Genomic DNA, 22,760 nt, shown 5'->3' on the forward strand with positions numbered 1-22,760 from the left:
CGTCCTTCCGCTACCATCTGGTGATAAGCAACCAGATGACTAAGTAAGTGAGTTAGTTCGTGACCGAGAGTAGCACGCGCTGGGTCGGGTCGTGGCAGCGCAGCAGCACCCTCGACGCCCTGCGCTCCCTGCTCGACGTCAGCGCGCGCGCCACCCCCGCCCTGGCCCGCCGCGCCGGGCTCAACCACACCGAGATGGCGGTCCTCGAGCACCTCATGGAGACGCCCGCCGGCCCCAGCGAGCTCGCCCAGCGCCTGGGCGTGACCACCGCTGCGGCCAGCGGCATTGTCGACCGGCTCGTCGCCCACGGGCATGTCGTCCGCGAGCCGCACCCCAGCGACCGGCGGCGCACCGTCGTGGCCGTGACACCGAGCGGTCGCGAGGAGCTGCTGGGCCACCTCATGCCGATGTTCATCGAGCTCGCTCGCCTCGACGCCGGCCTCACGGAGGAGGAGCGTCCCATCGTCGAGCGCTTCCTGCGCGAGGCCGAGCGGGCGGTCTCCAGGCTGCTCTGAATAACGCCTATCCTGAAGGGGTGACCCCGTCCCACGACGTCGCCCCGACCGGCCGCCCCGTCACCGCCGTCACGGTGTCGGACCGCAGCTCCGACGGCCGGCGCGAGGACGAGTCCGGAAAGGTGCTGGTCGCCGCCCTGGAGGCCCTGGGGTATGCCGTGACCGGCCCCGTCGTCGTCCCCGACGGCGTCGACTCCGTGGCCGGCGCGCTCCGCGAGGCCGTCGCCGCGGGCAGCCGCCTCGTCGTCACCACCGGCGGCACCGGCATGGGCCCGCGCGACCTCACCCCCGAGGGCACGCGTCAGGTCATCACCCGCGACAACCCCGGGCTAGCCGAGCTGCTCCGCAGGGAGGGGGCACGCCATACCCCCTTTGCCGCCGCCTCCCGCGGCGTCGTCGGCGTCGTCGACTGGACCGAGGAGCAGGGCCCCGGCGGGACCCTCGTGGTCAACCTGCCCGGGCGTCCGTCCGCGGTGCAGGAGGGGATGGACGTGATCGGGCCGCTCCTGGCCCATCTGCTCGACCAGGTCGCCGGGGGTGATCACTGACGTGAGCGCCGACCCCAGGCCGGTCCGCGGTCCGCTCGTCGACAGCTACGGCCGCGTCCACCGCGACCTGCGCATCTCGGTCACCGACCGGTGCTCGCTGCGCTGCACCTACTGCATGCCCGAGTCCGGTATGCCGTGGCTGCCCCGCGACACCATGCTCACCACCCCCGAGCTCGTGCGCCTCGCCGGTGTGGCCGTGTCGCTGGGCATCGAGGAGGTGCGCCTCACCGGCGGCGAGCCGCTCCTGCGGCGCGACCTCGTCGAGGTCGTCGCCGGCATCGCCGCCCTCGACCCCTCCCCCGAGATCTCGATGACGACCAACGGCGTCGGTCTGGCCAAGGTCGCCGGAGCCCTGCGCGAGGCCGGCATGACCCGCGTCAACGTCAGCCTCGACACGCTGCGGCGCGAGACCTTCATCGAGCTGGCCAAGCGCGACCGGCTCGGCGACACCCTGGCCGGGATCGAGGCCGCGGCCCACGCCGGCCTGACGCCGGTCAAGATCAACTCGGTGCTCATGCGCGGCGTCAACGACCACGAGGCCGTCGACCTGCTGGCCTTCGCGCTCGAGCACGGCTACGAGCAGCGCTTCATCGAGCAGATGCCGCTGGACGCGCAGCACCAGTGGGACCGCAGCCAGATGATCGTCGGCGAGGAGATCCTCGACCGGCTGCGCGCCGCCTACGAGCTCACCCCGCTGCCCGACGAGGCCCGCGGCTCCGCACCCGCCGAGCTCTTCCTCGTCGACGGAGGACCCGCCACCGTCGGCGTCATCGCCTCGGTGACGATGCCGTTCTGCGGCACCTGCGACCGCGTCCGCCTGACCGCCGACGGCCAGGTCCGCAACTGCCTCTTCGCGACCGGCGAGACCGACCTGCGCGGGCCGCTGCGCGACGGCGCCACCGACGACGAGCTGGCCGACCTCTTCCGTGCCTCGATCGGGGCCAAGCTGCCCGGGCATGCCATCAACGACCCCACCTTCCTGCAGCCCCCGCGTCCCATGAGCCGGATCGGCGGCTGAGATGGCCGGCGGGGCGCCCGCGTCAGAGCTGGCGCACGCCCGCCTCGGCCCCGCCCGCCTGACGCCGGGCTACTTCGCGGCCGTGATGGCCCCCGGCATCGTCTCGATCGGCGCCCAGCTGCGCGGCTTCACCCTGCTGGCGCTGGTGCTCTTCTGGGTCGCGGTCGCGCTCTACGTCGGGCTGGTGCTGCTCACCCTCTGGCGCTTCATGTCCTTCCGGCGGGAGATGTCGGAGGACTTCCACGACCCGGCGCGCGCCTTCGGCTTCTTCACCTTCATCGCCGCCACCAACGTCCTGGGGTCGGCCCTCGTCGGCGTCGGGCAGACCCGGCTCGCGGCGGTCCTGCTCACCGTCTCGGTGCTCGTCTGGCTCGTCCTGGGCTACGTCATACCGTGGACCGCGGTCCTCGGCAGCGACCGCCGCCCGATGCTCGACACCGCCAACGGCACCTGGTTCATCTGGGTCGTCGCCAGCCAGTCCATCGCCGTCGTGGCCGCCGGGCTGGAGCCGGTCTACGCCAGCCAGCGCAACTACCTGGCGATCCTGGCGGTCTTCGCCTGGTCGGTCGGGGTCGTCCTGTATGCCGCGACCGCCGTCTTCGTCGCGCTGCGGGTCATGCTCTACCCGCTGCGTCCCGAGCACCTCGACCCGCCCTACTGGGTGGCCATGGGCTCGGTGGCGATCACCGTCGTCGCCGGCGCGCGCATCGTGGAGATGGAGGACGCGCCGATGATCGACGCGACCCGCGACCTCGTCGCGGGCATGTCGGTCGTCTTCTGGGCGTTCGCCACCTGGCTGATCCCCGTGCTCGTCGCCGCCGGGGTGTGGCGCCACTTCCTCCGGCGCATCCCGCTCGTCTACCAGCCGACGCTGTGGAGCATGGTCTTCCCGCTCGGCATGTATGCCGTCGCCGGCATCTACCTGGGACGCGCCGACCGGCTCCCGGTCGTCGAGTGGATCGGCACACACTGGTTCTGGGTGGCCCTGCTCGCCTGGGCCCTGGTCGGCTCCGGGATGGCTCGCGACCTGTGGCTCAAGGCGTCGGAGGCAGCTCGACGGTGAGCGACCGGAGCTCGTCGAGCACCGCCTCCGGCAGGCTGGCGGGTCCGCCGGGCGCCGTGAGGGCCTATCTGGGCTGGACCGGGGGCCTCAGGGATTGACCGGCAGGTCGACGGTCATCGCACGGAGCTCGTCGAGCACCGCCTCCGGCAGCGTCAGCGATCCGCCGAGCGCCGTGATCCACGCCAGGCTCAGCTCGGTGACGGCCGACCGGCTGGCCAGGGGCACCCCGTCCGGCTTGAGGAGCAGCACCTTGTCGGCCAGCACCGCGGCGTAGGCGCTGCCGACCAGGGCGTCCGGCCACTCCAGCCCGCTGGCCACGGTGGCGCCGTAGTAGGTGGGCAGACGTTCGGCGAGGATCGCCGCGGTGGCGTAGCGGTTGGCGCCGCCGACCCGGCTGACCGGTGCGACGGTGGCGAGCTCGTCGAGGACCGCGTCGCTGACCCCGGTCGTGCCGCCGAGCAGGACGATCTCCCGGGGCTGCACGTCCTCGCGGAGGGCGGTCATGACGGCACTGGGCACGTCGTCGGGCTTGGTGAGCAGCAGCGGCGCCTGCTCGGTGCCGGCCGCCGCGCCGCCGGCCAGGCCGTCGGGCCACTCGACGCCGGAGGCGACGTAGGCCACGTCGCTGGCCCCCAGCTCCGAGGCCAGGGCGGCGGAGACGGCATACCGGTTGGCGCCGTCCACGCGGATCACGTGGCTGGGGTCGCTGACGTAGCCGGCCAGCTGCGCCTCGACCGTCTCGCTCACCGCGACCGTGCCCCCGACGACCACGACCCGGTCCGGCTGGAGGTCGGCCAGCGCGGCACGGATGGCGCTGGGCAGGCCCGCGGCCTTGGTGAGCAGGACCGGCCCGAGCAGGTTGCCGGCGAAGGCACCGCCGGCCAGCGAGTCGGCGAAGCCCTCGCCGTTGGTCACCACGACCACCCGCTGCAGGGTGTCGTCACGCGGCCAGACGACGTCGGTCCAGAAGGTGGAGAGGGCCGCGGCGGTCTCCCAGCGGTCGGCGCCCGCGGTGCGGGTGACGACCGGGTGGACCTGCTCGTTGGCGGTGGTCTCCGAGACCGCGGCACGGACCCGGGCGACCTGCTCGGCATCGGGACGGTCCAGGCCGGGGGTCGCGGTGGCCACCGTGGCGACCGTGACCAGGGCGGCGACGAGCGGCGACATGAGCATCCGTCAGCCCCCGGCGAACGGCGGCAGCACGTCCACCACCGCGTCGTGGGCCAGCGCGGTGGCCGGGTCGCTGACGTACTGCCCCTCGTGCAGGACCGAGCTCAGGCCCAGCACCCGCGCCAGCTCGGCACCGTGCAGCTCGACGAGCCGCTCCTTCAGGCTGCCGAGGTCGTCGGCGTTCACCCGCTCGCTCTCGGTGCCCGCGGCCTCCGCCGCAGCGGCGAAATACCTCACGGTCGCCATCGTCATCCCTCCGTCTCGGGTCGTCCCAGTGTCGCATCGTGAACGGCCGGGTTCTCCAGCCGCGCCTCCCAGGTGGCCAGGTCCTCCGGCGTGTCCACGTCGCCCACGTGCCGGGCGCCGCGCTCCACCTCCAGCCACCGCAGTCCCCCGACGAGGCGTCGCACCGAGGTATGCCGGGGGTCCGGCAGCGCGTCGACCGCCGCCTCGAGCGCGGTGCGGCGGTAGAGGGCGAGCAGCCACTGCCGGTGCCCGGTGGGATCCACGTGGCTCAGCGCGTCGACGTCGTCGATCGCGGTGACGTCGTCGATGCGGGCGACCTCACCGGTCGCCTCCGCGTCGGTCCGGCCCCTCAGCTCGTCGAGCACGAGCCGCAGGGCGGACACCGCGGGCGCGGCCGCCGGCTGGTCGACCGCGACGACGGCCACCCACTCGGCGGGCGCGGACGAGGCACCGCCGTCGGCCGCCAGCGCCGCCAGCCCCGCGGCGATCCCCGCGACCGGCCCCCCGTCGGGCGGGTCCTCCAGGGTGCGGCGCACCCCCTCCGGCACCGGGGTGTCCCCCACCACGACGACAGCTCCACCCAGGAGCTGCCGCGCCTCGAGCACCCGGTCGAGCAGGCTGCGGCCCGCGACCTCGAGGGCCGCCTTGTCCCGGCCGCCGAGCCGCTCCCCGTGGCCTCCGGCGAGAATCAGCAGGTCGATGACAGTCACCCGGCGGCCCCCATCACGTCCCGCCCGGTGCAGCGCCCGTCCGGCCCGGTGCCACGCCCGGTGCCACGCCCGTCCCGCCGGGTCCCGCCGCCGTCGCGACCGGTCCGTTCACACCGGCACTTTCGCAGGCCACCCCCTTCACCCGCGCCACGGCGCGGGTCGCTGGTGGTCTCGGTGGAATGTGCCGGTTGGTCTGCACGGACGGCTCCCGGATGCAGGTGCTCAGTAGGTCGGCAGGCTCGGGTCGACGCGCTCGATCCACGCGAGGATGCCGCCGGTCATCACCGAGACGTCCTCGCGGCCGAGCTTGACCAGGTGGGCCGCCGCGCGTCGTGCGCGGGGGCCGGCCTTGCAGTAGACGACGACGGGGCCGTCCGGCAGGTGGCTGTCCAGCTCGTCCCAGCTCAGCACCTCGCCGACCGGGACCAGCAGGGCCCCGGGCACCGTCCCGAGCGCGTGCTCGGCAGGCTCGCGCACGTCGAGGAGCGTGGGCGCGCCCTCGGCCGCGAGCGCCTCGCGCACCTGCTCGGCGGACCGCTCCACGAGCGGCACGAGGTCACGGGTCGGCTCGTGCTGGGGCAGGTCGACGACCGCCCCCACCGGGCGCAGCGGCACCTCGCGGGTGCGCTGGGAGAGCGCGTCGACGAGCAGGATCCGCCCGACGAGCGGCTCCCCGAAGCCGCAGATCAGCTTGACCGCCTCACCGGCCATGATCGAGCCGACCTGGCCGACGAGGGCGCCGAGCACACCCGCCTCGGAGCACGAGGGCACATCCTCGGGGCGCGGCGGCCGGGGGAAGAGGTCGCGCAGCGTCACCGCGTCCGCGTGCCCCGGCACGAAGCTGGCGATCTGCGCGTCGAAGCGCAGCACGGCCGCCCAGACGACCGGGATCCCGAGCGCGGCCGCGGCGTCGGACACGGCATACCGGGTGGGGAAGTTGTCGGCCCCGTCCAGGACGAGGTCGTGCCCGGCGAGCAGCTCCTGGGCGTTCGCGGGGGTGATCCGCACCTGCCGGGTCTCGACCGACACGTCGGGGTTGAGCCCGTGCACGTGCGCCGCGGCGGACGCGGCCTTGGAGGTGCCGATGGCCGCGGTCGAGTGGACGACCTGACGCTGGAGGTTGGTGGCGTCGACGACGTCGTCGTCGACGATCGTCAGGTGCCCGACACCCGCCGCCGCGAGGTAGGACACGATCGGGCTGCCCAGCCCGCCGGCTCCCACGACCGCCACCCGCGCGTTGAGGAGTCGACGCTGCGCCTCGATGCCCATGCCCGGGACCAGCAGGTGGCGCGAGTAGCGCGAGACCTGGGCCGGGGTCAGGGGCGGGCCCGGCTCGACGAGCGGTGGGAGCGGTGACACGCCTCCGACCCTAGGCGAGCCACCTGCGGCCGGACCGGCGGGTGCGCGATGAGCCGGCCCGTCGGCGGTGGTCGATACGCTGCACCCCGTCCGCGACCCGGCCCAGGAGGCGTCGTGAAACTGCTCCTCACCTCTGGTGGCGTCTCGAACGCCAGCATCGAGAACGCCCTCGTCGACCTGCTCGGCCGGCCCCTCTCGGCCTGCACGGCGCTGGCCGTCCCGACCGCTCAGCACGGTCACCCCTGGTGCACGCCGTTCACCGCGATGCGCTTCGCCGACGGCACCAGCCCCGCGCCCATGGTCGGCCTGGGCTGGCAGGCGGTGGGCCTCCTCGAGCTCCTGGCCCTGCCCGGTATGCCGCGCGACCGCTGGCTCCCGTGGGTCCTGGAGGCCGACGCGCTGCTCGTCGACGGCGGCGACGCGACCTACCTGGCCCACTGGCTGCGCGCCAGCGGGCTGGTCGAGCTGTTCCCCGACCTCGAGGACACCGTCTGGGTGGGTGTCAGCGCCGGCAGCATGGTCATGGGGCCGCGCATCGGCGAGCAGTTCGTGTCCTGGCCGGACGCTCCCGACGACCGGACCCTCGGCCTGGTCGACTTCTCGGTCTTCCCGCACCTGGACCTCTTCCCCCAGAACACGATCGCCGACGCGGAGCGCTGGGCCGCCGGCCTCGGGGCCGACGCCCGCGCCTACGCCATCGACGAGCAGACCGCCATCCGCGTCGTCGACGGTGACGTCGAGGTCGTCTCGGAGGGGCGCTGGCGCGAGTTCGGTCCCTGACGTCATCCCAGCGTCACCGTGAGCAGGCAGACGCTGTCGACGTCCGCCCGGACCTCGTGCCTCGCCTGGGGTATGACGTGCGCCGAGCCCGCGGGCAGGCGCCACTCCGCGTCGCCCGAGGCGAGCACGACCTCGCCGGACAGGCACAGCAGGGAGGCCGGACCGGGGGTGGCATGGTCGGGCAGGCCGCCGCCCCCGGGCAGCCCGAGCAGGATGGCGTTCTGGCCGGGCTGGCGCATGACCGAGCGCACGGCGCGGCCCCGGCCGCTGGACCGGGCCTTCTCCAGCAGCCGCTCGCCCTCGGCGACCAGGTCCACGACCCGGCTGGGGTCCTCCTCGACCGGCTGCAGCGCGAGGTCGCCGAGGACGGGGTGACCCTCGGTCGCGACCGGGCTCCGGCTCATCCCACGCGCTCCCAACCACGCTTCTGCGCGCGGGTGCCGGTGGCCACGCCGGGGCGGTCGTCGCGCGAGCGGTAGACGATGTACGGCCGCGTGACGTAGCCCAGCGGCGCCGAGAAGACGTGCACGAGGCGCGTGAACGGCCACATCGCGAAGAGCAGGAACGCGAGGAACGCGTGCAGCTGGAAGCCCAGCGGCGCGTCCTCCATGAGGGTCGCGTCCGGCTGGAACCAGAAGATCTGCCGGAACCACGGCGAGACCCCGTCGCGGTAGTTGTACTCCCCGCCGATCGTCAGCAGGCTGCCGGCGATCGTGTTCCACATGCCGAGGGCGATGACGAGCCCGAGCACGGCATACATCACCTTGTCGTTGACGGTCGTCGCCGAGAAGACCGGGCCCACGGTGCGGCGTCGGTAGACCAGGATCGCCAGGCCCACGACGGCCGCGATGCCCGCGGGGATGCCACCGGCCAGCGCGATGACGTGGTAGGCCTCGTGGCTCAGGCCCAGCCGGTCGGTGAGGCTCTGCGGGATGACGAGGCCGATGAAGTGGCCCAGCACCACCCCGAGCATGCCGAAGTGGAACAGCGGGCTGCCGATCCGCAGCAGCCTGCTCTCGTAGAGCTGGGAGCTGCGCGTCGTCCAGCCGAACTTGTCGTACTGGTAGCGCCAGACGTGCCCGACGACGAAGATCGCCAGGCAGATGTACGGGAAGATGACCCAGAGGAAGGTGCTCATCGGGGGGCTCCTACGGGGATCGTGCTGCCGAGGTGGGAGGGGGTATGCGGTGCGGCCGGGGCGTCCTGCGGGATCAGGTAGGGCGCGTTGAGGGTCTCGTCGTCGAGGCCGACCAGCTCCTGCGGCGGCCCCTGGGCGATGAGGCGGGCCAGGGCCTCCTCGTCGTCGCCGTCGAGCGCCGGCAGGGTGGCGCGGAGAGCGTCGACGACGTCGGCCCAGGCCGAGTCCCGCCGGATCAGGGCGCGACGGAGCAGCTCGATCCCGACGCGGTGGTCGTTGAGGAGCTTCCAGGCGGCGTCCGGGGCCACGGTGGCCCCGAACTCCAGCACGACCGGCAGGAAGTCGGGCAGCTCACCCGTGGCGTCCCCGCCCTCCTCGAGCTCGACGCCGTGCTGGCGGTAGAGCTGCTTGAACTGGACCAGGGCCACGCCGCGGTTGCGGGTGTCACCGTGCATGAAGTAGGTCAGGTGCAGGGCGCACTTGCGGGTCACGTCGAAGGTGTCGACGTAGTCGCGCTGCAGCTCACCGAGGTCGGTCGCCGCCACGTGGTCGAGGAACCGGCCGAGCGGCGCGCCCACGTGGTCCGGCAGCCCGTCCGCCGCCTCGCGGAGCGCCGAGAGGCGCTCCACGAGGACGTCGTCCGGATAGTCGAGCAGCAGCGAGCACAGCTGCCAGGCGTCCGCCTGCTGGCCGGGCGCCAGCTGCGGTGCGCTCCGGCGATGTCGTCGCCAGGGCAGCATCAGCGCGGCCCCCCGTCGGCTCCGGCGGTGTTGTCCGGCCGCGCCTGCCCGTCGTCGAGCAGCGCCGGGTCGTCCACGGGCTCCGTGTCACCGCGCCCGGGGGCCGGAGCCTGGTCGCCGGCCGACGCACGGTCCGGGAAGAGACCCTTCGGCATCCCACGACCGTCCCAGTTGAGCAGGTTGACCCGGCCGCGCTTGGAGCCGCCCGCGACGAGGGTGTCGGCCGTCTGCCGCTGCTGGAGCATCTTGAGGTTCTCCACCGCGACGGGGGTGACCCCGCCCCGGCCCGAGCCCTCGCCGAACGGGCCCGAGGTCTCGAAGATCTCGTCGTCGAAGCCGCTCACCGGGCAGTCGGTCGCCAGCTCCTCCAGGGCGTGGGCCTGCTCGCCGTGGGCCGGCGGGATGACGTAGCGGTCGGAGTACTTGGCGATCGCCAGCAGGCGGAACATCTCGTACATCTCCTCCTCGGTCATGCCGACCGACTCGGGGATGGAGGCCTGCGGGTCCCGGCCCAGGTTGATGTCGCGCATGTAGGACCGCATCGCGGCCAGCTTGCGGAGCACGTCGTTGACCGGACGCACGTCACCGGCGGTGAAGAGGTTGGCGAGGTACTCCACCGGGATGCGGAGCGCGTCGATCGCGGCGAAGAGGTTGTCCTTGTCCTCCGCGTCGAAGCCGGTGTCCTTGATGACGTCCACGACCGGCGACAGCGGCGGGATGTACCAGACCATCGGCATCGTGCGGTACTCCGGGTGCAGCGGCAGCGCCACCTTGTACTCGCTGATCAGGCGCCAGACCGGGGACTTCTTGGCCGCCTCGATCCAGTCACCGGGGATGCCCGCGCGCTCGGCCTCGCGCTGCACGGCCGGGTCGTGCGGGTCGAGGAAGACCGAGCGCTGCGCCTCGTAGAGGTCGTGCTCGTCCTCCACCGAGGCCGCCTCGAGCACCTTGTCCGCGTCGTAGAGCATGAGGCCGATGTAGCGCAGTCGTCCCACGCAGGTCTCGGCGCAGACGGTCGGGATGCCCACCTCGATGCGGGGGTAGCAGAAGGTGCACTTCTCGGCCTTGCCGGTCTTGTGGTTGAAGTAGACCTTCTTGTAGGGGCAGCCGGTGACGCACATGCGCCAGCCGCGGCACTTGTCCTGGTCGACCAGGACGATGCCGTCCTCCTCCCGCTTGTAGATCGCGCCGGAGGGGCAGGAGGCCGCGCAGCTGGGGTTGAGGCAGTGCTCGCAGATGCGCGGCAGGTAGAACATGAAGGTCTGCTCGAACTCGAACTTCACCTTGTCCGCGATGCCCTTGAGCATCGGGTCCTTGGCCGCGTGCTCCCTCGAGCCGCCGAGGTCGTCGTCCCAGTTGGCCGACCACTCGATGTTGATCTGCTTGCCGGAGATCAACGACTGGGGCCGGGCCACCGGGAAGGTCTCCTGCGCCGGCGCGTTGAGCAGCGTCTCGTAGTCGTAGGTCCAAGGCTCGTAGTAGTCCTGGATCGAGGGCATCTTGGGGTTGCTGAAGATGGTGAGCAGCTTGTTGAGCCGCCCGCCGGCCCGCAGCTTGAGGCGGCCGTTGTCGGTGCGGATCCACCCGCCCCGCCACTCGTCCTGGTCCTCGTAGCCGCGCGGGTAGCCCAGACCCGGTCGGGTCTCGACGTTGTTGAACCACACGTACTCGGTGCCCTGGCGGTTGGTCCACGCCTGCTTGCAGGTGACCGAGCAGGTGTGGCACCCGATGCACTTGTCCAGGTTCATGACCATGGCCATCTGTGCCATGACGCGCATATCGGTGACTCCTCGACTAGTACTGGACGGGCGCGGTGCGCTTGCGGATGGTGGTCACTTCGTCCCGGTTGTTGCCGGTCGGGCCGATGTAGTTGAAGAAGTAGGCCAGCTGGGCGTAGCCGCCGATCAGGTGGCTGGGCTTCATGAGGATGCGGGTGAGGCTGTTGTGGATGCCTCCGCGCCGGCCGTCGGTCTCGGTCAGCGGCACGTCGATCAGCCGGTCCTGGGCGTGGTGCATGTAGACCGTGCCCTCCGGCATCCGGTGGCTGACGATGGCCCGCGCGGCCACCACGCCGTTGCGGTTGACGGCCTCGATCCAGTCGTTGTCGGCCACGCCGATCTTGGCCGCGTCGACGTCCGACATCCAGATCGTCTGGCCGCCGCGGGACAGCGAGAGCATGAACAGGTTGTCCTGGTACTCGCTGTGGATCGACCACTTGTTGTGGGGCGTGAGATAGCGGACCGACACGCCCAGCTCTCCCTGGGCGCCGATCTGCGGCTCGCCGAAGAGCCGGGTCATGTTCAGCGGCGGCCGGTAGGTCGGCAGCCCCTCCCCCATCCGCAGCAGCCAGTCGTGGTCGACGTAGAACTGCTGTCGTCCGGTCAGGGTGTGGAACGGCTTGAGCCGCTCGATGTTGATGGTGAACGGTGAGTAGCGCCGCCCGCCGCTCTCGCTGCCCGACCACTCCGGGGAGGTGATCACCGGGACCGGGGCCGCCTGGGTGTCGGCGAAGGTGATGATCTTGCCCTCGTGCTCGGCGGAGAGGTCGTGCAGCTGCACCCCGGTGCGCTTCTCGAGGGCCTTGAACCCGTCGGTGGCCAGGTGGCCGTTGGTGGTGCCGGCCAGGTGCATGATCGCCTCGGCGACGTGGATATCGGTGTCGAGCCGGGGCTGACCGTCGGCGACCCCGCCGTGCACGGTCCCGTTGAGCGTGCGCAGCCGCTGGACGTGCGGCGCGGCGTGGTAGGGCACGCCCTTGGTGAGCATGCCGACCTTCTCCAGGAGCGGGCCGACGGCGGTCATCTTGGCGTAGATCTGCGTGAAGTCGCGCTCCACGGGCACCAGCACCGGCATCGTGCGGCCCGGCACCGGCTCGACCTCCCCGGTCTTCCAGTCCTTGACCACGCCGTGCACGGTCGCCATCGCCTCGGGGGTGTCGTGCCACAGCGGCTTGGCGACCACGTCGGTGCGCGTGCCGAGGTGGTCCACCGCCAGCTCGGAGAACCGCCGGGCGATCTCCTTCCAGGCGTCCCAGTCGGTCTTGCTCTGCCACGGCGGCGCGATGGCCGGGTTGAAGGAGTGGATGAACGGGTGCATGTCCGTGGTGTTGAGGTCGTGCTTCTCGTACCACGTCGCCGCCGGCAGCACGACGTCGGACAGCAGCGTGGAGCTGGTCATCCGGAAGTCGATCGTCATGAGCAGGTCGAGCTTGCCCTCGGGTGCCTGCTCGGCCCAGGCGACCTCGCGGGGACGCTGGTCCGGCCCGGCCTCCTCCGCCTTGACGGCGTTGGACGTGCCAAGCAGGTGCTTGAGGAAGTACTCGTTGCCCTTGGCCGAGGAGCCGAAGAGGTTGGCCCGCCACAGCGTCAGCACCCGTGGCCAGTTCTCCTCCGCCTCCGGGTTCTCCACCGCGAACCGCAGCGAGCCCTCCTTGAGCTGCTGCACGACATACTCCTTGACGTCGACGCCCGCCTCCGCGGCCTCGTCGGCCAGGACCAGCGAGGACCTGTCGAACTGCGGGTAGGAGGGCGTCCACCCGAGGCGCACCGACTGGGCGAGCACGTCCATCATCGTGCGGCCCTCGAAGGCCCCGGTGCCAGCGCCCACGTCGTCGGTGCTGAAGGTGTCGTAGCGGTACTGGCTGGTGTTGACGTACCAGTACGCCGTCTGGTTCATGTGGCGCGGCGGGCGCACCCAGTCCAGCGCGAAGGCCATGTGCTGGAAGCCCATGAGCGGCCGGACCTTCTCCTGGCCGACGTAGTGCGCCCAGCCGCCGCCGTTGCGACCCTGGCAGCCGGTGATCGTGGTGAGCACCAGCATCGCGCGGTAGATCTGGTCGGAGTGGTACCAGTGGTTGGTCCCGGCGCCCATGAGGATCATGCCGCGACCCTCGGTGTCGACGGCGTTCTGGGCGAACTCGCGCGCCAGCCGGGCGATCTGGTGGGCCGGCACCGAGGTGATCTGCTCGGCCCACGCGGGGGTCGCCGGGACGGTGGGGTCGTCCAGGTCGGCGGGCCAGGTGCCGGGCAGCCCCGCACGGCCCACGCCGTAGTGGGCCAGCATGAGGTCCAGCACCGTGGTGACCAGGTGCCCGCCGACCCGGCGGACCGGCACCCCACGGCGCTCGTAGGCGACGGTGTCGCCGAGGTCGAAGCGGGGCAGCTCCAGCTCGACCGCCTCGCCGGTGTCGCCGTAGAGGGACAGCACCGGGTCGATGTCGCCCAGGTCGAGGTTCCAGCGACCCTCGCCCTCGGGGCCGAAACGGTGGCCGATCGAGCCCTGCGGGATGACGACCTCGTCGGTGGCGCGGTCGAGCACCGCCGGCTTCCACATGGCGTTCTCGGACGTGGACTCAGGGTGACCCTCGAGGTCGCCGGCGACGAGGAACTTGCCCGGACGGTATGCCGTCGCTCCCCCCTCGTCGTCGCCGTCCACCGGCTCCAGCGCGACCAGGTAGGGCAGGTCGGTGAACCGCTTGGTGTAGTCGGCGAAGAACGGGGTCTCGCGCTCGGCGAAGAACTCCTTGAGGATGACGTGGCCCATGCCCATCGCGAGCGCGGCGTCGGTGCCGGGGGCGGGCGCGACCCACTCGTCGGCGAACTTGACGTTCTCGGCGTAGTCGGGCGCGACGGCGACGACCTTCTGCCCGCGGTAGCGGGCCTCGGTCATCCAGTGGGCGTCAGGGGTGCGGGTCAGGGGGACGTTGGAGCCCCACATGATCAGGTATGCCGCGTCCCACCAGTCTCCGGACTCGGGCACGTCGGTCTGGTCGCCCCACATCTGCGGGGAGGCGTTGGGCAGGTCGGCGTACCAGTCGTAGAAGGAGAGCATCGGCGCGCCGATCAGCTCGTTGAACCGGGCGCCGGAGACGTAGCTGACCATCGACATCGCGGGGATCGGCGAGAAGCCGGCGATCCGGTCCGGCCCCCAGCGCTTGACCGTGTAGACGTGGGCGGCGGCGATCATCTCGACCGCCTCCTCCCACGAGGCGCGCACCAGTCCGCCCTTGCCGCGGGCGGCCTTGTAGGTCCGCGACTTCTCCTCGTCCTGCACGATGGAGGCCCACGCGACCACCGGGTCCCCGTGCTCGCGACGGGCCTCGCGGAACATCTCCAGGAGCGTGCCGCGGATGTAGGGGTAGCGCACGCGGGTGGGGCTGTAGGTGTACCAGGAGAAGGCCGCACCTCGAGGGCAGCCGCGCGGCTCGTACTCCGGCCGGTCGCCCCCGGTGGACGGGTAGTCGGTCTGCTGCGCCTCCCAGGTGATGATGCCGTCCTTGACGTAGACCTTCCACGAGCAGGAGCCCGTGCAGTTCACGCCGTGCGTGGAGCGGACCACCTTGTCGTGGCTCCACCGGTCGCGGTAGAAGGAGTCGCCGGACCGGCCTCCGTGCAGGCTCAGGGTGCGCCGGTCCTCCGAGACCTCGCCGCGGGTGAAGAACCGGCGGGTGCCCACGAGGGCCTGGCTCAGGGGTCCGTCGAACCCGGCGGGACGCGCCTGGATGTCGGTCATTGCGGAGCACTCCTCTGGTCGAGCTGGTCGGTGGTGTCGAGCTGGTCGGTGGTGTCGTGCTGGTCGAGCTGGTCCTGCGTGTCGTGCTGCTCGGGGGTGGTGCCGGACTCCTCCGGCCGGGCCTGCCGCTCCTCGAGGTAGAGCCGGGCACGGCAGGTCCGCGGCTCCACGAAGGGCCGCAGGCTCACGCGGGCGTCCGGCTCACCCACCGCGTCCAGCGCGCCGCGCAGCAGGCCGCGGTGGACGCCGCAGACGACGTCGGGGTGCACCTGGGCGAGGTCGAGGAAGGGGCACTCGTGCAGGACGATGTCCACCGACCCGGGCTCGACGACCTCCCGCTGCGGGGTGTAGCCCCACTCGTCGAGGAGCGAGACGACGGCCTCGACCTTCTCGTCCTGACCGGTCGCCGGCTCGGGCGGGTGCTCGGCCGCGCGGCGCTGGGCCCACAGCACACCCGCCTCCTCCGGCGAGAGGCGGTCGCTCTCGACCGTGGAGAGCGCCGAGGCCAGCAGCCCGGCCAGGACGGCGTAGGGCGCCTCGTGCTGGGCCTCGCGGGTCATCTCGCCCAGCACCCGCTCGTGGATGGCGTACTTCTTGCTCGGTCGCCCCACACCGCCGCTGCGCACGAAGTGCGCGTCGAGGATCCCGGCGGCGGCGAGCTGGTCGACGTGGAACCGGATGGTGGTGGTGTGCAGCGAGAGCCGCTCGCCGAGCTCGGCGGCGCTGAGGCCCTCCGCCCGCGCGTCACCGGTCAGCGAGGCGAGCTCCTCCACGACGCTCTGCCGCACCGGCGAGGCGAGCAGCTGCTCCACCTGGGCCTCCTGTGAACCTGGGTTCGACGTCATCGGACTACCAGCCGCTCACGCTACTGCGCGTGCGCCGCCAGCTCCTTGCGGAAGCCCACGAGGGTGAACAGCCCGCCGGCCACGGCGACGACGGCGAGCAGGAGCAGGCCGATGGTGTAGCTGCCGAACTGCCCGTAGATCGCCCCCATGAGCAGCGGCGGGATGAAGCCGCCCAGGCCGCCGGCGGCGCCGACGACACCGGTGACCGCGCCCACCCGAGGCGGGTCGACGAGGGCCGCGACGAGCGCGAAGACCGCGCCGGCACCCGCGCCCAGGCCGGCCGCCATCCCGAGGAAGGCCACGGTGCCGACCGGCTCGAGGGCGACCGGGTAGGTGTTGTCGCCGACGATCACCGTCGTGCCGGCGCCGACGAGAGCGGCGAGGAGCGCGAACAGGCCGGTGCCGACGAGCAGCGAGGCGAGCACGAGGGTCTTGGAGAACCGGTCGCACAGCCAGCCGCCGACCGGGCGGGCGAGCACCGAGACGACCACGAAACCAGCCATCCGCAGCGCTCCGGCGCCCTTCTCCATACCGAAGTTGTTGACCAGGTAGGTCGGCAGGTAGACGCTGAAGGCGACGAACCCACCGAAGGCGATGGCGTAGAGGACGGCCAGCTTGAGGGCGACCGGGGTCGCGAGCGTGCGCAGGGCCGCAGCCAGCCAGTTGGCCGAGGCGGGCCCCCCCGCGCGGGCCGGCGGGGTCCGCAGGAGGGAGTAGGCGGCCACGGCATACCCGGCGAGGAGGACCGCGACGAGGATGAAGGGGGCAGGTCGGCCGAACGCGTTCGACAGCTGCAGCGTGGTGAAGGCGGCGATCGCGGTGCCGCCGGTGCCCATGCCGAACAGACCCAGGGCCGCGCCCCGTCGGGCGGGCGGGTGCCAGGCGTTGACGAACGGCACGCCGACCGCGAACGACGTGCCGCCGATGCCGAGGAAGAACCCGCCGACGAGCAGGGCGGTGAGGTTGGTGCCGAAGAAGCCCAGGAAGAGGACCGGGATGATCGTCAGGACGGCCACCGCGGGGAACATCACCTTGGCGCCGAGGCGGTCGGTGAGCGCGCCGGCGGGGATCCGGCCGAGGGAGCCGACGAGGACCGGCGTGGCCACGACGAGCGACTGCTGCAGCGAGGTGAGGCCGAGCTCCTCGCGCAGGGTGACCGCCAGCGGCGAGAGCAGCGCCCAGGCCCAGAAGCAGATCGCGAAGCCGAGCGTCGCCAGGATCAGCATTTTCCGCGCGGTGGCCGGGTCGGGGACGTCCGCGGCAGCGACGGCGCCGGCGCCGGTCCCGGCGGTCGGGCGGGAGGTGTCACTCATGTCAGGTTGGCCCTTCGGAGGGTCGGGCACCGGAGTACGGTGCAGGAGGTGTGCACTACGGAGCATAGTGGACTACGCTGTCATTTGTATAGTTTAAATTAGAGAGGTCCGCCACCCCGGCGAGACACACCCAGACCCAGGAGGTCCGCATGTCCGACCAGCCCACGACGCTCCCCCTCACCGAGAAGAAGCAGAGCGGGTGCGGCTGCGGCTGCACCGACGAGGGCGTCCCCACCCTCGACGCCCGCACGGTCCCGCACGCCATCCGCCACGCCACGATCTTCGGCGCCCTGGCCGGCCTGCGGGCCGGGCAGTCGATGGACCTCATCGCCCCGCACGACCCGCTGCCGCTGCTGGCGCAGATCGCCGAGCGCGAGGGCGACGCGGTCAGCTGGGACTACCGCGAGCGCGGCCCCGAGGCCTGGACGCTGCGCTTCACCCGCGCCTGAGCCAAGAGCGGAGACCCACCGCCGATGTGCACCTACTGCGGCTGCGAGTCGATCGAGGTGATCGGCCGCTTCATGGCCGAGCACACCGCGATCATCAACGCCACGACCGAGCTGCGGCGGGCCTGCGAGGGGGGTGACCCCGCCGAGGTGCGCGCCGCCGTCGACGGGGTCGCCCACCTGCTGCACCCCCACACCGAGGCGGAGGAGGTGGGTCTCTTCACGGTGATGCGTCGCCAGGAGGAGTTCACCGAGCACATCGACAGCCTCTGCGCCGAGCACACGACGCTCGACGCGCAGCTCGACCGCATCGCCGCGGGCGAGCACGACCTCTTCGCGGCCTTCGAGCACGACCTGCGCCATCACATCGACCGCGAGGACAACGGCCTCTTCCCGGCCTCCGCGATCGCGCTCGAGGGCCCCGACTGGGCGGAGGTCGACGAGACCACGCCGCCCGCCACCCCCGCCACGACCGCCTGATCCCGTGGCCCCCACGACCGCCCCACGGCTGGCGCCCCTGCTGATCGTCCCCGGCGGGCTGGCGCTGGTCGTGGGGCTCGACGCCGGCCTGTCCCATGCCGGCGTCCCCGTGCCGGTGGACAGCCACCGCCTCGCGGAGCTCCACGGTCCGCTGATGGTGCTCGGCTTCCTCGGCACGGTCATCGCCCTCGAGCGCGCGGTGGCCCTGCGCCGCGCCTGGGCGATGCTGGCGCCGGCCCTCCTGGGGGCCGGCGCCCTCCTCCTCGCCCTGCTCCCCCAGCCGCTGCTCGGGCGGCTGCTCGTGGTGCAGGGCCTGCTCACCCTCGTCCTGGTGTATGCCGCGCTCCGTCGCCGCAACCAGGACCCGCTCGTCGACGTCCAGCTCGTCGGCGCGGTGCTGGCCGCGGCCGCCGCCCTGCTCCTGACCCGCGTCGACGTCGCGGTGACGCTGCCGCTGCTCATCGGCTTCGTCGTGCTCACCATCGGCGCCGAGCGGGTCGAGCTGGCGCGGCTGGCGATGCCCGCGGACGCACCGGCCCGGCTGACCGCGCTCACGCTGCTCCTCTGCGCGGGCGTGCTCGCCGCGGTGCTGTGGCCCGGCGCCGGCTGGTCCCTGCTCGGCGGGGCGTTGCTGCTCCTCACCGCCTGGCTGGCCCGGCACGACGTCGCCCGCCGGCTGGTCCGCTCGACCGGGCTGCCCCGGTTCGCGGCGGCCGCGCTGCTGCTCGGCTACGCCTGGCTCGCCCTGGTCGCGGTCGTCCTGCTCGTCGGCGGACGCCCGGGCGGCGCCGGCTACGACATCGTCGTCCACGGCACCTTCCTCGGCTACGCGATGTCGATGGTGCTCGCGCACGCGCCGGTGATCCTGCCCGCCGTGCTGCGCGTCCGGCTCCCCTACCGCCCGGTGATGTGGGTGCCGCTCGTCCTGCTGCACGCCTCCCTGCTGGCCCGGGTCCTCACCGGCGCGGCCGGCCTGACGCCCGGGTGGCAGGGCGCTCTGGTCGCCAACGTCGTCGCGCTCCTGCTCTTCGTCGTGGTCTCCGCCGCCGTCGCCGTCCTCGCGACGCGCCGGGCACGCGCACGCCATACCCCTCTCTCCCCGCACACCCCCCGCACGAAGGAACACCGGTGAGCCTGCCCACCTCCCCCGCCCCCTCGACCCACCGCCCCGGCGCCCGCGGGCGCTGGCCGCTGCGCGACTACCCGGGGCTGCTGTGGATGGCCCTGGCGGTGCTGGCCGTCCTCGTGCACCCGTTCGTCCCGGGCTCGCGGTGGCTCATGGTGCACCTGGTGCTGCTCGGTGCGCTGACCCACTCGATCATGGTGTGGAGCACGCACTTCACGCAGGCGCTGCTCAAGACCCGTCCCGGCCTCGACGACCGCCCGGCCCAGTCCCGCCGGCTGACGCTGCTGCTCGTGGGGACGGCCGTGACCGTTGTCGGCGTGCCGACGGGCTGGTGGTGGTTCACGCTCGTCGGCGCCACCCTGGTGACCACGGCCGTCCTGTGGCACGGCGTCCAGCTGGCCCGCCGCCTCCGGGCGGCGCTGCCGGGCCGGTTCCGGATCACCGTCCGCTACTACCTCGCCGCCGCGGTCTGCCTGGCGGTCGGGGCGGGGCTCGGCGCCACGCTGGCGTTCGGCCTCGGCGAGGAGCTGCACGGCCGCGTGCTCCTGGCCCACGTCTCGGTCAACATCCTCGGCTGGGTCGGCCTCACGGTCACCGGCACGCTGCTCACCCTCTGGCCGACGATGCTGCGCACGGCGATCAGCCAGCACGCCGAGCGCCGTGCCGCCGAGGCGCTGCCCGGTCTGCTGGTGGCGCTCCTCCTGCTGGTCGGCGGCGCGCTCGCGGGCGTGCGCCTGCTCACCCTGCCGGCCCTGACCCTGTATGCCGTCTCCCTCCTCTGGTGGGCCAGCGCCGCCCTCGCACCGGTCCGGAACGTCCGGCCTAGGGAGTTCGCGCCGGCCTCCGTCGGCTTCGCGCTGCTGTGGTGGCTGGCGGGGATCGTCGTGGTGCTCGTCCGGCTCGCCCGGGCGGACACCTGGGGAGAGTTCGCCCAGGGCTTCGGCACGGTCAGCTCGCTCCTCGTCGTCGGCTTCGCGGCCCAGCTGCTCACCGGGGCGCTGTCCTACCTGGTGCCCTCGGTCCTGGGCGGCGGCAAGACCGTCGTCCGGGCCGGGCAGCGCTGGTTCGACCGGCTGGGCACGCTGCGCCTGGTGACCATCAACGGCGGGCTGCTGCTGTGCCTGCTGCCGGTCCCGAGCTGGGTGCGCGTCATCGTCTCGATGCTCGTGCTCGTCGCGCTCGCGGCGTTCCTGCCACTCATGGTCGGTGGGCTGCTCGCCTCGGTGAAGGCCCGGCGCGAGGTGGCCGAGGCCCTGGCCCGGGGCGAGCGCCCCGCGGGCGCCACGCCCACCGCCGGCACCCCGGCCGGCGGCCCGGACCGCATGCCGTCGGTGTGGTCCGGCGGTCAGCTGGTCTCCGCCGTCTCGGCGCTCGTGCTGGCGGTGTCGGTCGGCGTGGCGGTCGACCCGGCCGCGGCCGGTCTCTCCGTGTCCTCCGACCACGCGGTGACGGCCGCCGGCGACGGCGCTGCGGCGGTCACCGCCACCGGCGAGACGACGACGGTCGAGGTCGTCGCGCAGGACATGCGTTTCGTCCCCGCCTCGGTCGAGGTGCCCCAGGGCAACCGGCTCGTCGTCGTGGTCACCAACGAGGATCCGAGCAACGTCCACGACCTGCGCCTGCTCGACCAGCAGACCCCGCGCCTGGCCCGCGGCGAGTCGGCGACCCTGGACCTGGGTGTGGTGGGCGCGTCGACGCAGGGCTGGTGCACCATCGTCGGCCACCGGCAGATGGGGATGACCTTCGACGTCGTCGTCACGGGCACGCAGGGCGCCGCGGACCACTCGGCGCACGGCGCACCCGGCACGCCCGCACCCGGCACGCCCGCACCCGGCACGACCACCTCACCCGGCACGTCAGCCGCCCCCAACCTCATGGAGGCGGACACGGCCTACGACGTCGAGCACCCCGTCGACCCCGTGCTGCCGCCGCTGACCGACGAGCGGGTCCACAGGCTCACCCTCGCGGTCGAGGAGCTCGAGCTCGAGGTCGCGCCCGGCATCACCCAGACCCGGTGGACCTTCAACGGGCAGGTCCCCGGACCCACCCTGCGCGGCCGGGTGGGCGACGTCTTCGAGATCACGCTGGTCAACGACGGCTCGATGGGCCACTCGATCGACTTCCACGCCTCCGCGCTCGCCCCGGACCGACCGATGCGCACCATCGCCCCGGGCGAGCAGCTGACCTACCGCTTCACGGCCACCCGTGCCGGCGTCTGGATGTACCACTGCGGCACCATGCCGATGAGCTCGCACATCGCCGCGGGCATGCACGGGGCCGTCGTCATCGAGCCGGAGGGCGGCCTCCCGGAGGTCGACCGGGAGTACCTCCTCGTCCAGTCCGAGGTCTACCTGGCCACCGGGTCCGGCGAGCAGGCGACCGGCAGCGCGCCCGCGGAGGTCGACGCCGACGCGGTCGCGGGCGAGCGGCCCACCTTCGTCACCTTCAACGGCATCGCCAACCAGTACGACCAGGCACGGCTCACCGCCCGCGTCGGCGAGCGGGTGCGCCTGTGGGTGCTGGACGCGGGCCCCAACCGCGCGAGCTCGTTCCACATCGTCGGGGGGCAGTTCGACACGGTCTGGTCGGAGGGGGCCTACCTGCTCGGCAGCGAGGAGGGTCCGGCCGTGGGCACCGGCTCGCAGGCGCTCGGCCTGCAGGCGGCGCAGGGGGGCTTCGTCGAGCTGACCTTCCCCGAGGCCGGGCACTACCCGGTGGTCAGCCACATCATGGTGGACGCCGAGCGCGGCGCGCACGGCCTCGTCGAGGTCACCGACTAGAACAGCTCACCGACGAGAAATCACCGAGGAGCAGGCGCGGCGCTACGCCGCGTGGTAGCTGCCGTCCTCCGCACGGCGCAGCCGCCCCTCGCCCACGAGCCGGGTCAGCCACGGGTGCTCGGGGTGCTCGCCCCACCGGTCGTGCCAGAGCTGGGCGTGATGGACCGCGGTCCGCACCTCGTGCTCAGGAGTCACCTCCCCGCCAGGCTGGAGGTATGCCGTCGCGCCCCCCACCCAGGCCAGTGCGCCGCCCGCGCGGCGGACCGCCTCGGCGAGGTCGGCGTCCTCGAGACCATGGCCGGTGTAGCCCACGTGGAAGCCGCCGCTGGCGATGAAGTCGGAGGCGCTCATCGCGAAGGAGACGCCGCTGAAGAGCTCCCACCGGGGCTCGACGCGGATCTCGCCCGGCGGCACCCCGGGGGTACCGGGCAGCGGGACGCTGATCGAGCGCAGCTGCCCCATCGGGTAGCCCACGGCACCCTCCGCCAGGGGCGGCAGCTGCAGGACCGGGCCGCTGAGCAGGACCGGTCCCTCCACACCCTCGAGCGGGGTGCCCTCGCGGTCCGCGGTGACGGCATCGGCATACCGCTCGAGCGTGCGGGCACCGGGGATGATGTCGCCGTCGAGGAAGACGAGCACCTCGGCGCCGTCCTCGATCGCGTGGTTGGCGGCGAGGTTGCGGGCGGCGGCCAGCGGCAGCGACGTGCGGGCGGTCGGCACCGGGCGGACCTCGGTCCGCCAGCGGTCGCTCCCGAGCGGGAGGCGGCCCCGGGTGAGATCACGGTCCCCCATCGAGATGACCTGGTGCAGGAACGGCGGCCGCGTGCCCACGGCGATGCCGTCCACCTGACCCAGCAGCTCGTCGTGGTGGCCCCTGGAGGCCGTGAGGACTGCGATGGATTCGGTCACCTTCTCACTGTCCCACCCATCAGGTGCACGGGCCACACCCCCAGGGGTGAGACGCGGGGCACC

At 72.8% G+C, this 22,760-nt stretch carries 21 protein-coding genes; 9 read left to right on the forward strand and 12 right to left on the reverse strand.

Annotated elements, in window-relative coordinates; translation table 11 throughout:
* Positions 1–59: 59 nt before the first annotated feature.
* Genes IEV65_RS15155 through IEV65_RS15170 form a run of 4 tightly spaced genes read left to right on the forward strand, consistent with a single transcriptional unit; the run spans position 60 to position 3,144 of the window.
* The gene (locus IEV65_RS15155; RefSeq protein WP_188432236.1) at positions 60–515 is read left to right on the forward strand and encodes a MarR family winged helix-turn-helix transcriptional regulator; all 456 of its coding nucleotides are present in this window, start codon (positions 60–62) and stop codon (positions 513–515) included.
* A gap of 20 nt (positions 516–535) precedes the next feature.
* On the forward strand, positions 536–1,063 hold the full coding sequence (locus tag IEV65_RS15160) for a MogA/MoaB family molybdenum cofactor biosynthesis protein (RefSeq protein WP_188432238.1): 528 nt from the start codon (positions 536–538) through the stop codon (positions 1,061–1,063).
* 1 nt (position 1,064) lies between these two features.
* On the forward strand, positions 1,065–2,081 hold the full coding sequence (gene moaA / locus IEV65_RS15165) for a GTP 3',8-cyclase MoaA (RefSeq protein WP_188432240.1): 1,017 nt from the start codon (positions 1,065–1,067) through the stop codon (positions 2,079–2,081).
* Between the two features lies 1 nt (position 2,082).
* A complete protein-coding gene (locus IEV65_RS15170) occupies positions 2,083–3,144 on the forward strand; it encodes a tellurite resistance/C4-dicarboxylate transporter family protein (protein WP_188432242.1) in 1,062 nt (353 codons plus the stop codon).
* An 87-nt stretch (positions 3,145–3,231) separates the two neighbouring features.
* Here the strand turns inward: IEV65_RS15170 and IEV65_RS15175 are convergent, their stop codons facing one another.
* The 4 genes from IEV65_RS15175 to IEV65_RS15190 form a co-directional block, all read right to left on the reverse strand.
* Complete coding sequence (locus IEV65_RS15175; RefSeq protein ID WP_188432244.1) at positions 3,232–4,311, reverse strand: cell wall-binding repeat-containing protein; 1,080 nt, start codon at positions 4,309–4,311, stop codon at positions 3,232–3,234.
* Between the two features lie 9 nt (positions 4,312–4,320).
* Entirely contained in the window at positions 4,321–4,560 is a 240-nt protein-coding gene (locus tag IEV65_RS15180) for a MoaD/ThiS family protein (RefSeq protein ID WP_188432246.1), read from the reverse strand.
* A 2-nt stretch (positions 4,561–4,562) separates the two neighbouring features.
* On the reverse strand, positions 4,563–5,270 hold the full coding sequence (gene mobA / locus IEV65_RS15185) for a molybdenum cofactor guanylyltransferase (protein ID WP_188432248.1): 708 nt from the start codon (positions 5,268–5,270) through the stop codon (positions 4,563–4,565).
* Between the two features lie 222 nt (positions 5,271–5,492).
* Positions 5,493–6,629: a ThiF family adenylyltransferase gene (locus IEV65_RS15190; protein ID WP_188432251.1), complete on the reverse strand. Its 1,137-nt coding sequence runs from the start codon at positions 6,627–6,629 to the stop codon at positions 5,493–5,495.
* Between the two features lie 114 nt (positions 6,630–6,743).
* On the opposite strand from IEV65_RS15190, the gene IEV65_RS15195 reads away from it, so the two are divergent.
* Entirely contained in the window at positions 6,744–7,409 is a 666-nt protein-coding gene (locus IEV65_RS15195; RefSeq protein WP_188432253.1) for a Type 1 glutamine amidotransferase-like domain-containing protein, read from the forward strand.
* A 2-nt stretch (positions 7,410–7,411) separates the two neighbouring features.
* On the opposite strand, the gene IEV65_RS15200 is transcribed toward IEV65_RS15195, so the two are convergent.
* Genes IEV65_RS15200 through IEV65_RS15230 form a run of 7 tightly spaced genes read right to left on the reverse strand, consistent with a single transcriptional unit; the run spans position 7,412 to position 16,956 of the window.
* Complete coding sequence (locus tag IEV65_RS15200; protein WP_188432256.1) at positions 7,412–7,813, reverse strand: cupin domain-containing protein; 402 nt, start codon at positions 7,811–7,813, stop codon at positions 7,412–7,414.
* A complete protein-coding gene (narI, locus tag IEV65_RS15205; RefSeq protein WP_188432257.1) occupies positions 7,810–8,547 on the reverse strand; it encodes a respiratory nitrate reductase subunit gamma in 738 nt (245 codons plus the stop codon). Before narI ends, IEV65_RS15200 begins: the two co-directional genes overlap by 4 nt.
* Entirely contained in the window at positions 8,544–9,287 is a 744-nt protein-coding gene (gene narJ / locus IEV65_RS15210) for a nitrate reductase molybdenum cofactor assembly chaperone (RefSeq protein WP_188432259.1), read from the reverse strand. Before narJ ends, narI begins: the two co-directional genes overlap by 4 nt.
* Positions 9,287–11,065 carry a nitrate reductase subunit beta gene (gene narH, locus IEV65_RS15215; protein ID WP_188432262.1) on the reverse strand — a complete coding sequence of 593 codons (1,779 nt, stop codon included), beginning with the start codon at positions 11,063–11,065 and terminating at the stop codon, positions 9,287–9,289. The genes narJ and narH overlap by 1 nt, the downstream gene beginning before the upstream one ends.
* Positions 11,066–11,081: 16 nt before the next feature.
* The gene (locus IEV65_RS15220) at positions 11,082–14,798 is read right to left on the reverse strand and encodes a nitrate reductase subunit alpha (RefSeq protein WP_188432264.1); all 3,717 of its coding nucleotides are present in this window, start codon (positions 14,796–14,798) and stop codon (positions 11,082–11,084) included.
* Positions 14,795–15,610, reverse strand: a complete 816-nt coding sequence (locus IEV65_RS15225) for a helix-turn-helix transcriptional regulator (RefSeq protein ID WP_188432266.1) — start codon at positions 15,608–15,610, stop codon at positions 14,795–14,797. Before IEV65_RS15225 ends, IEV65_RS15220 begins: the two co-directional genes overlap by 4 nt.
* Positions 15,611–15,663: 53 nt before the next feature.
* Complete coding sequence (locus tag IEV65_RS15230) at positions 15,664–16,956, reverse strand: MFS transporter (protein ID WP_229735339.1); 1,293 nt, start codon at positions 16,954–16,956, stop codon at positions 15,664–15,666.
* Between the two features lie 149 nt (positions 16,957–17,105).
* Between IEV65_RS15230 and IEV65_RS15235 the strand changes: the two genes are divergently transcribed.
* From IEV65_RS15235 to IEV65_RS15250, 4 genes are read left to right on the forward strand one after another with little or no spacing between them, the layout of a single operon-like run.
* The gene (locus IEV65_RS15235) at positions 17,106–17,405 is read left to right on the forward strand and encodes a DUF2249 domain-containing protein (RefSeq protein WP_188432268.1); all 300 of its coding nucleotides are present in this window, start codon (positions 17,106–17,108) and stop codon (positions 17,403–17,405) included.
* 24 nt (positions 17,406–17,429) lie between these two features.
* Positions 17,430–17,882, forward strand: coding sequence for a hemerythrin domain-containing protein (locus IEV65_RS15240; RefSeq protein ID WP_188432270.1), 453 nt, complete (start codon positions 17,430–17,432; stop codon positions 17,880–17,882).
* A 4-nt stretch (positions 17,883–17,886) separates the two neighbouring features.
* The gene (locus tag IEV65_RS15245) at positions 17,887–19,014 is read left to right on the forward strand and encodes a DUF8744 domain-containing protein (RefSeq protein ID WP_229735341.1); all 1,128 of its coding nucleotides are present in this window, start codon (positions 17,887–17,889) and stop codon (positions 19,012–19,014) included.
* A complete protein-coding gene (locus IEV65_RS15250; protein WP_308642589.1) occupies positions 19,011–21,788 on the forward strand; it encodes a multicopper oxidase domain-containing protein in 2,778 nt (925 codons plus the stop codon). Before IEV65_RS15245 ends, IEV65_RS15250 begins: the two co-directional genes overlap by 4 nt.
* A gap of 42 nt (positions 21,789–21,830) precedes the next feature.
* Here IEV65_RS15250 and IEV65_RS15255 read toward each other — a convergent pair whose 3' ends face one another.
* Positions 21,831–22,697, reverse strand: a complete 867-nt coding sequence (locus tag IEV65_RS15255; RefSeq protein WP_188432272.1) for a glycosyltransferase family 2 protein — start codon at positions 22,695–22,697, stop codon at positions 21,831–21,833.
* Positions 22,698–22,760: the final 63 nt, after the last annotated feature.

The organism is Ornithinimicrobium tianjinense, from assembly GCF_014636495.1.
In the GTDB taxonomy this organism is placed as follows: domain Bacteria; phylum Actinomycetota; class Actinomycetes; order Actinomycetales; family Dermatophilaceae; genus Ornithinicoccus; species Ornithinicoccus tianjinensis.

What these genes read in the sequence shown, in the direction of transcription:
- IEV65_RS15170 (WP_188432242.1), top strand. Translation starts at nt 2,083, where the DNA reads ATGGCCGGCGGGGCGCCCGCGTCAGAGCTGGCGCACGCCCGCCTCGGC.
- IEV65_RS15175 (WP_188432244.1), bottom strand. Translation starts at nt 4,311, where the DNA reads ATGTCGCCGCTCGTCGCCGCCCTGGTCACGGTCGCCACGGTGGCCACC.
- IEV65_RS15180 (WP_188432246.1), bottom strand. Translation starts at nt 4,560, where the DNA reads ATGGCGACCGTGAGGTATTTCGCCGCTGCGGCGGAGGCCGCGGGCACC.
- IEV65_RS15200 (WP_188432256.1), bottom strand. Translation starts at nt 7,813, where the DNA reads ATGAGCCGGAGCCCGGTCGCGACCGAGGGTCACCCCGTCCTCGGCGAC.
- narI (WP_188432257.1), bottom strand. Translation starts at nt 8,547, where the DNA reads ATGAGCACCTTCCTCTGGGTCATCTTCCCGTACATCTGCCTGGCGATC.
- narJ (WP_188432259.1), bottom strand. Translation starts at nt 9,287, where the DNA reads ATGCTGCCCTGGCGACGACATCGCCGGAGCGCACCGCAGCTGGCGCCC.
- narH (WP_188432262.1), bottom strand. Translation starts at nt 11,065, where the DNA reads ATGCGCGTCATGGCACAGATGGCCATGGTCATGAACCTGGACAAGTGC.
- IEV65_RS15220 (WP_188432264.1), bottom strand. Translation starts at nt 14,798, where the DNA reads ATGACCGACATCCAGGCGCGTCCCGCCGGGTTCGACGGACCCCTGAGC.
- IEV65_RS15230 (WP_229735339.1), bottom strand. Translation starts at nt 16,956, where the DNA reads ATGAGTGACACCTCCCGCCCGACCGCCGGGACCGGCGCCGGCGCCGTC.
- IEV65_RS15235 (WP_188432268.1), top strand. Translation starts at nt 17,106, where the DNA reads ATGTCCGACCAGCCCACGACGCTCCCCCTCACCGAGAAGAAGCAGAGC.
- IEV65_RS15240 (WP_188432270.1), top strand. Translation starts at nt 17,430, where the DNA reads ATGTGCACCTACTGCGGCTGCGAGTCGATCGAGGTGATCGGCCGCTTC.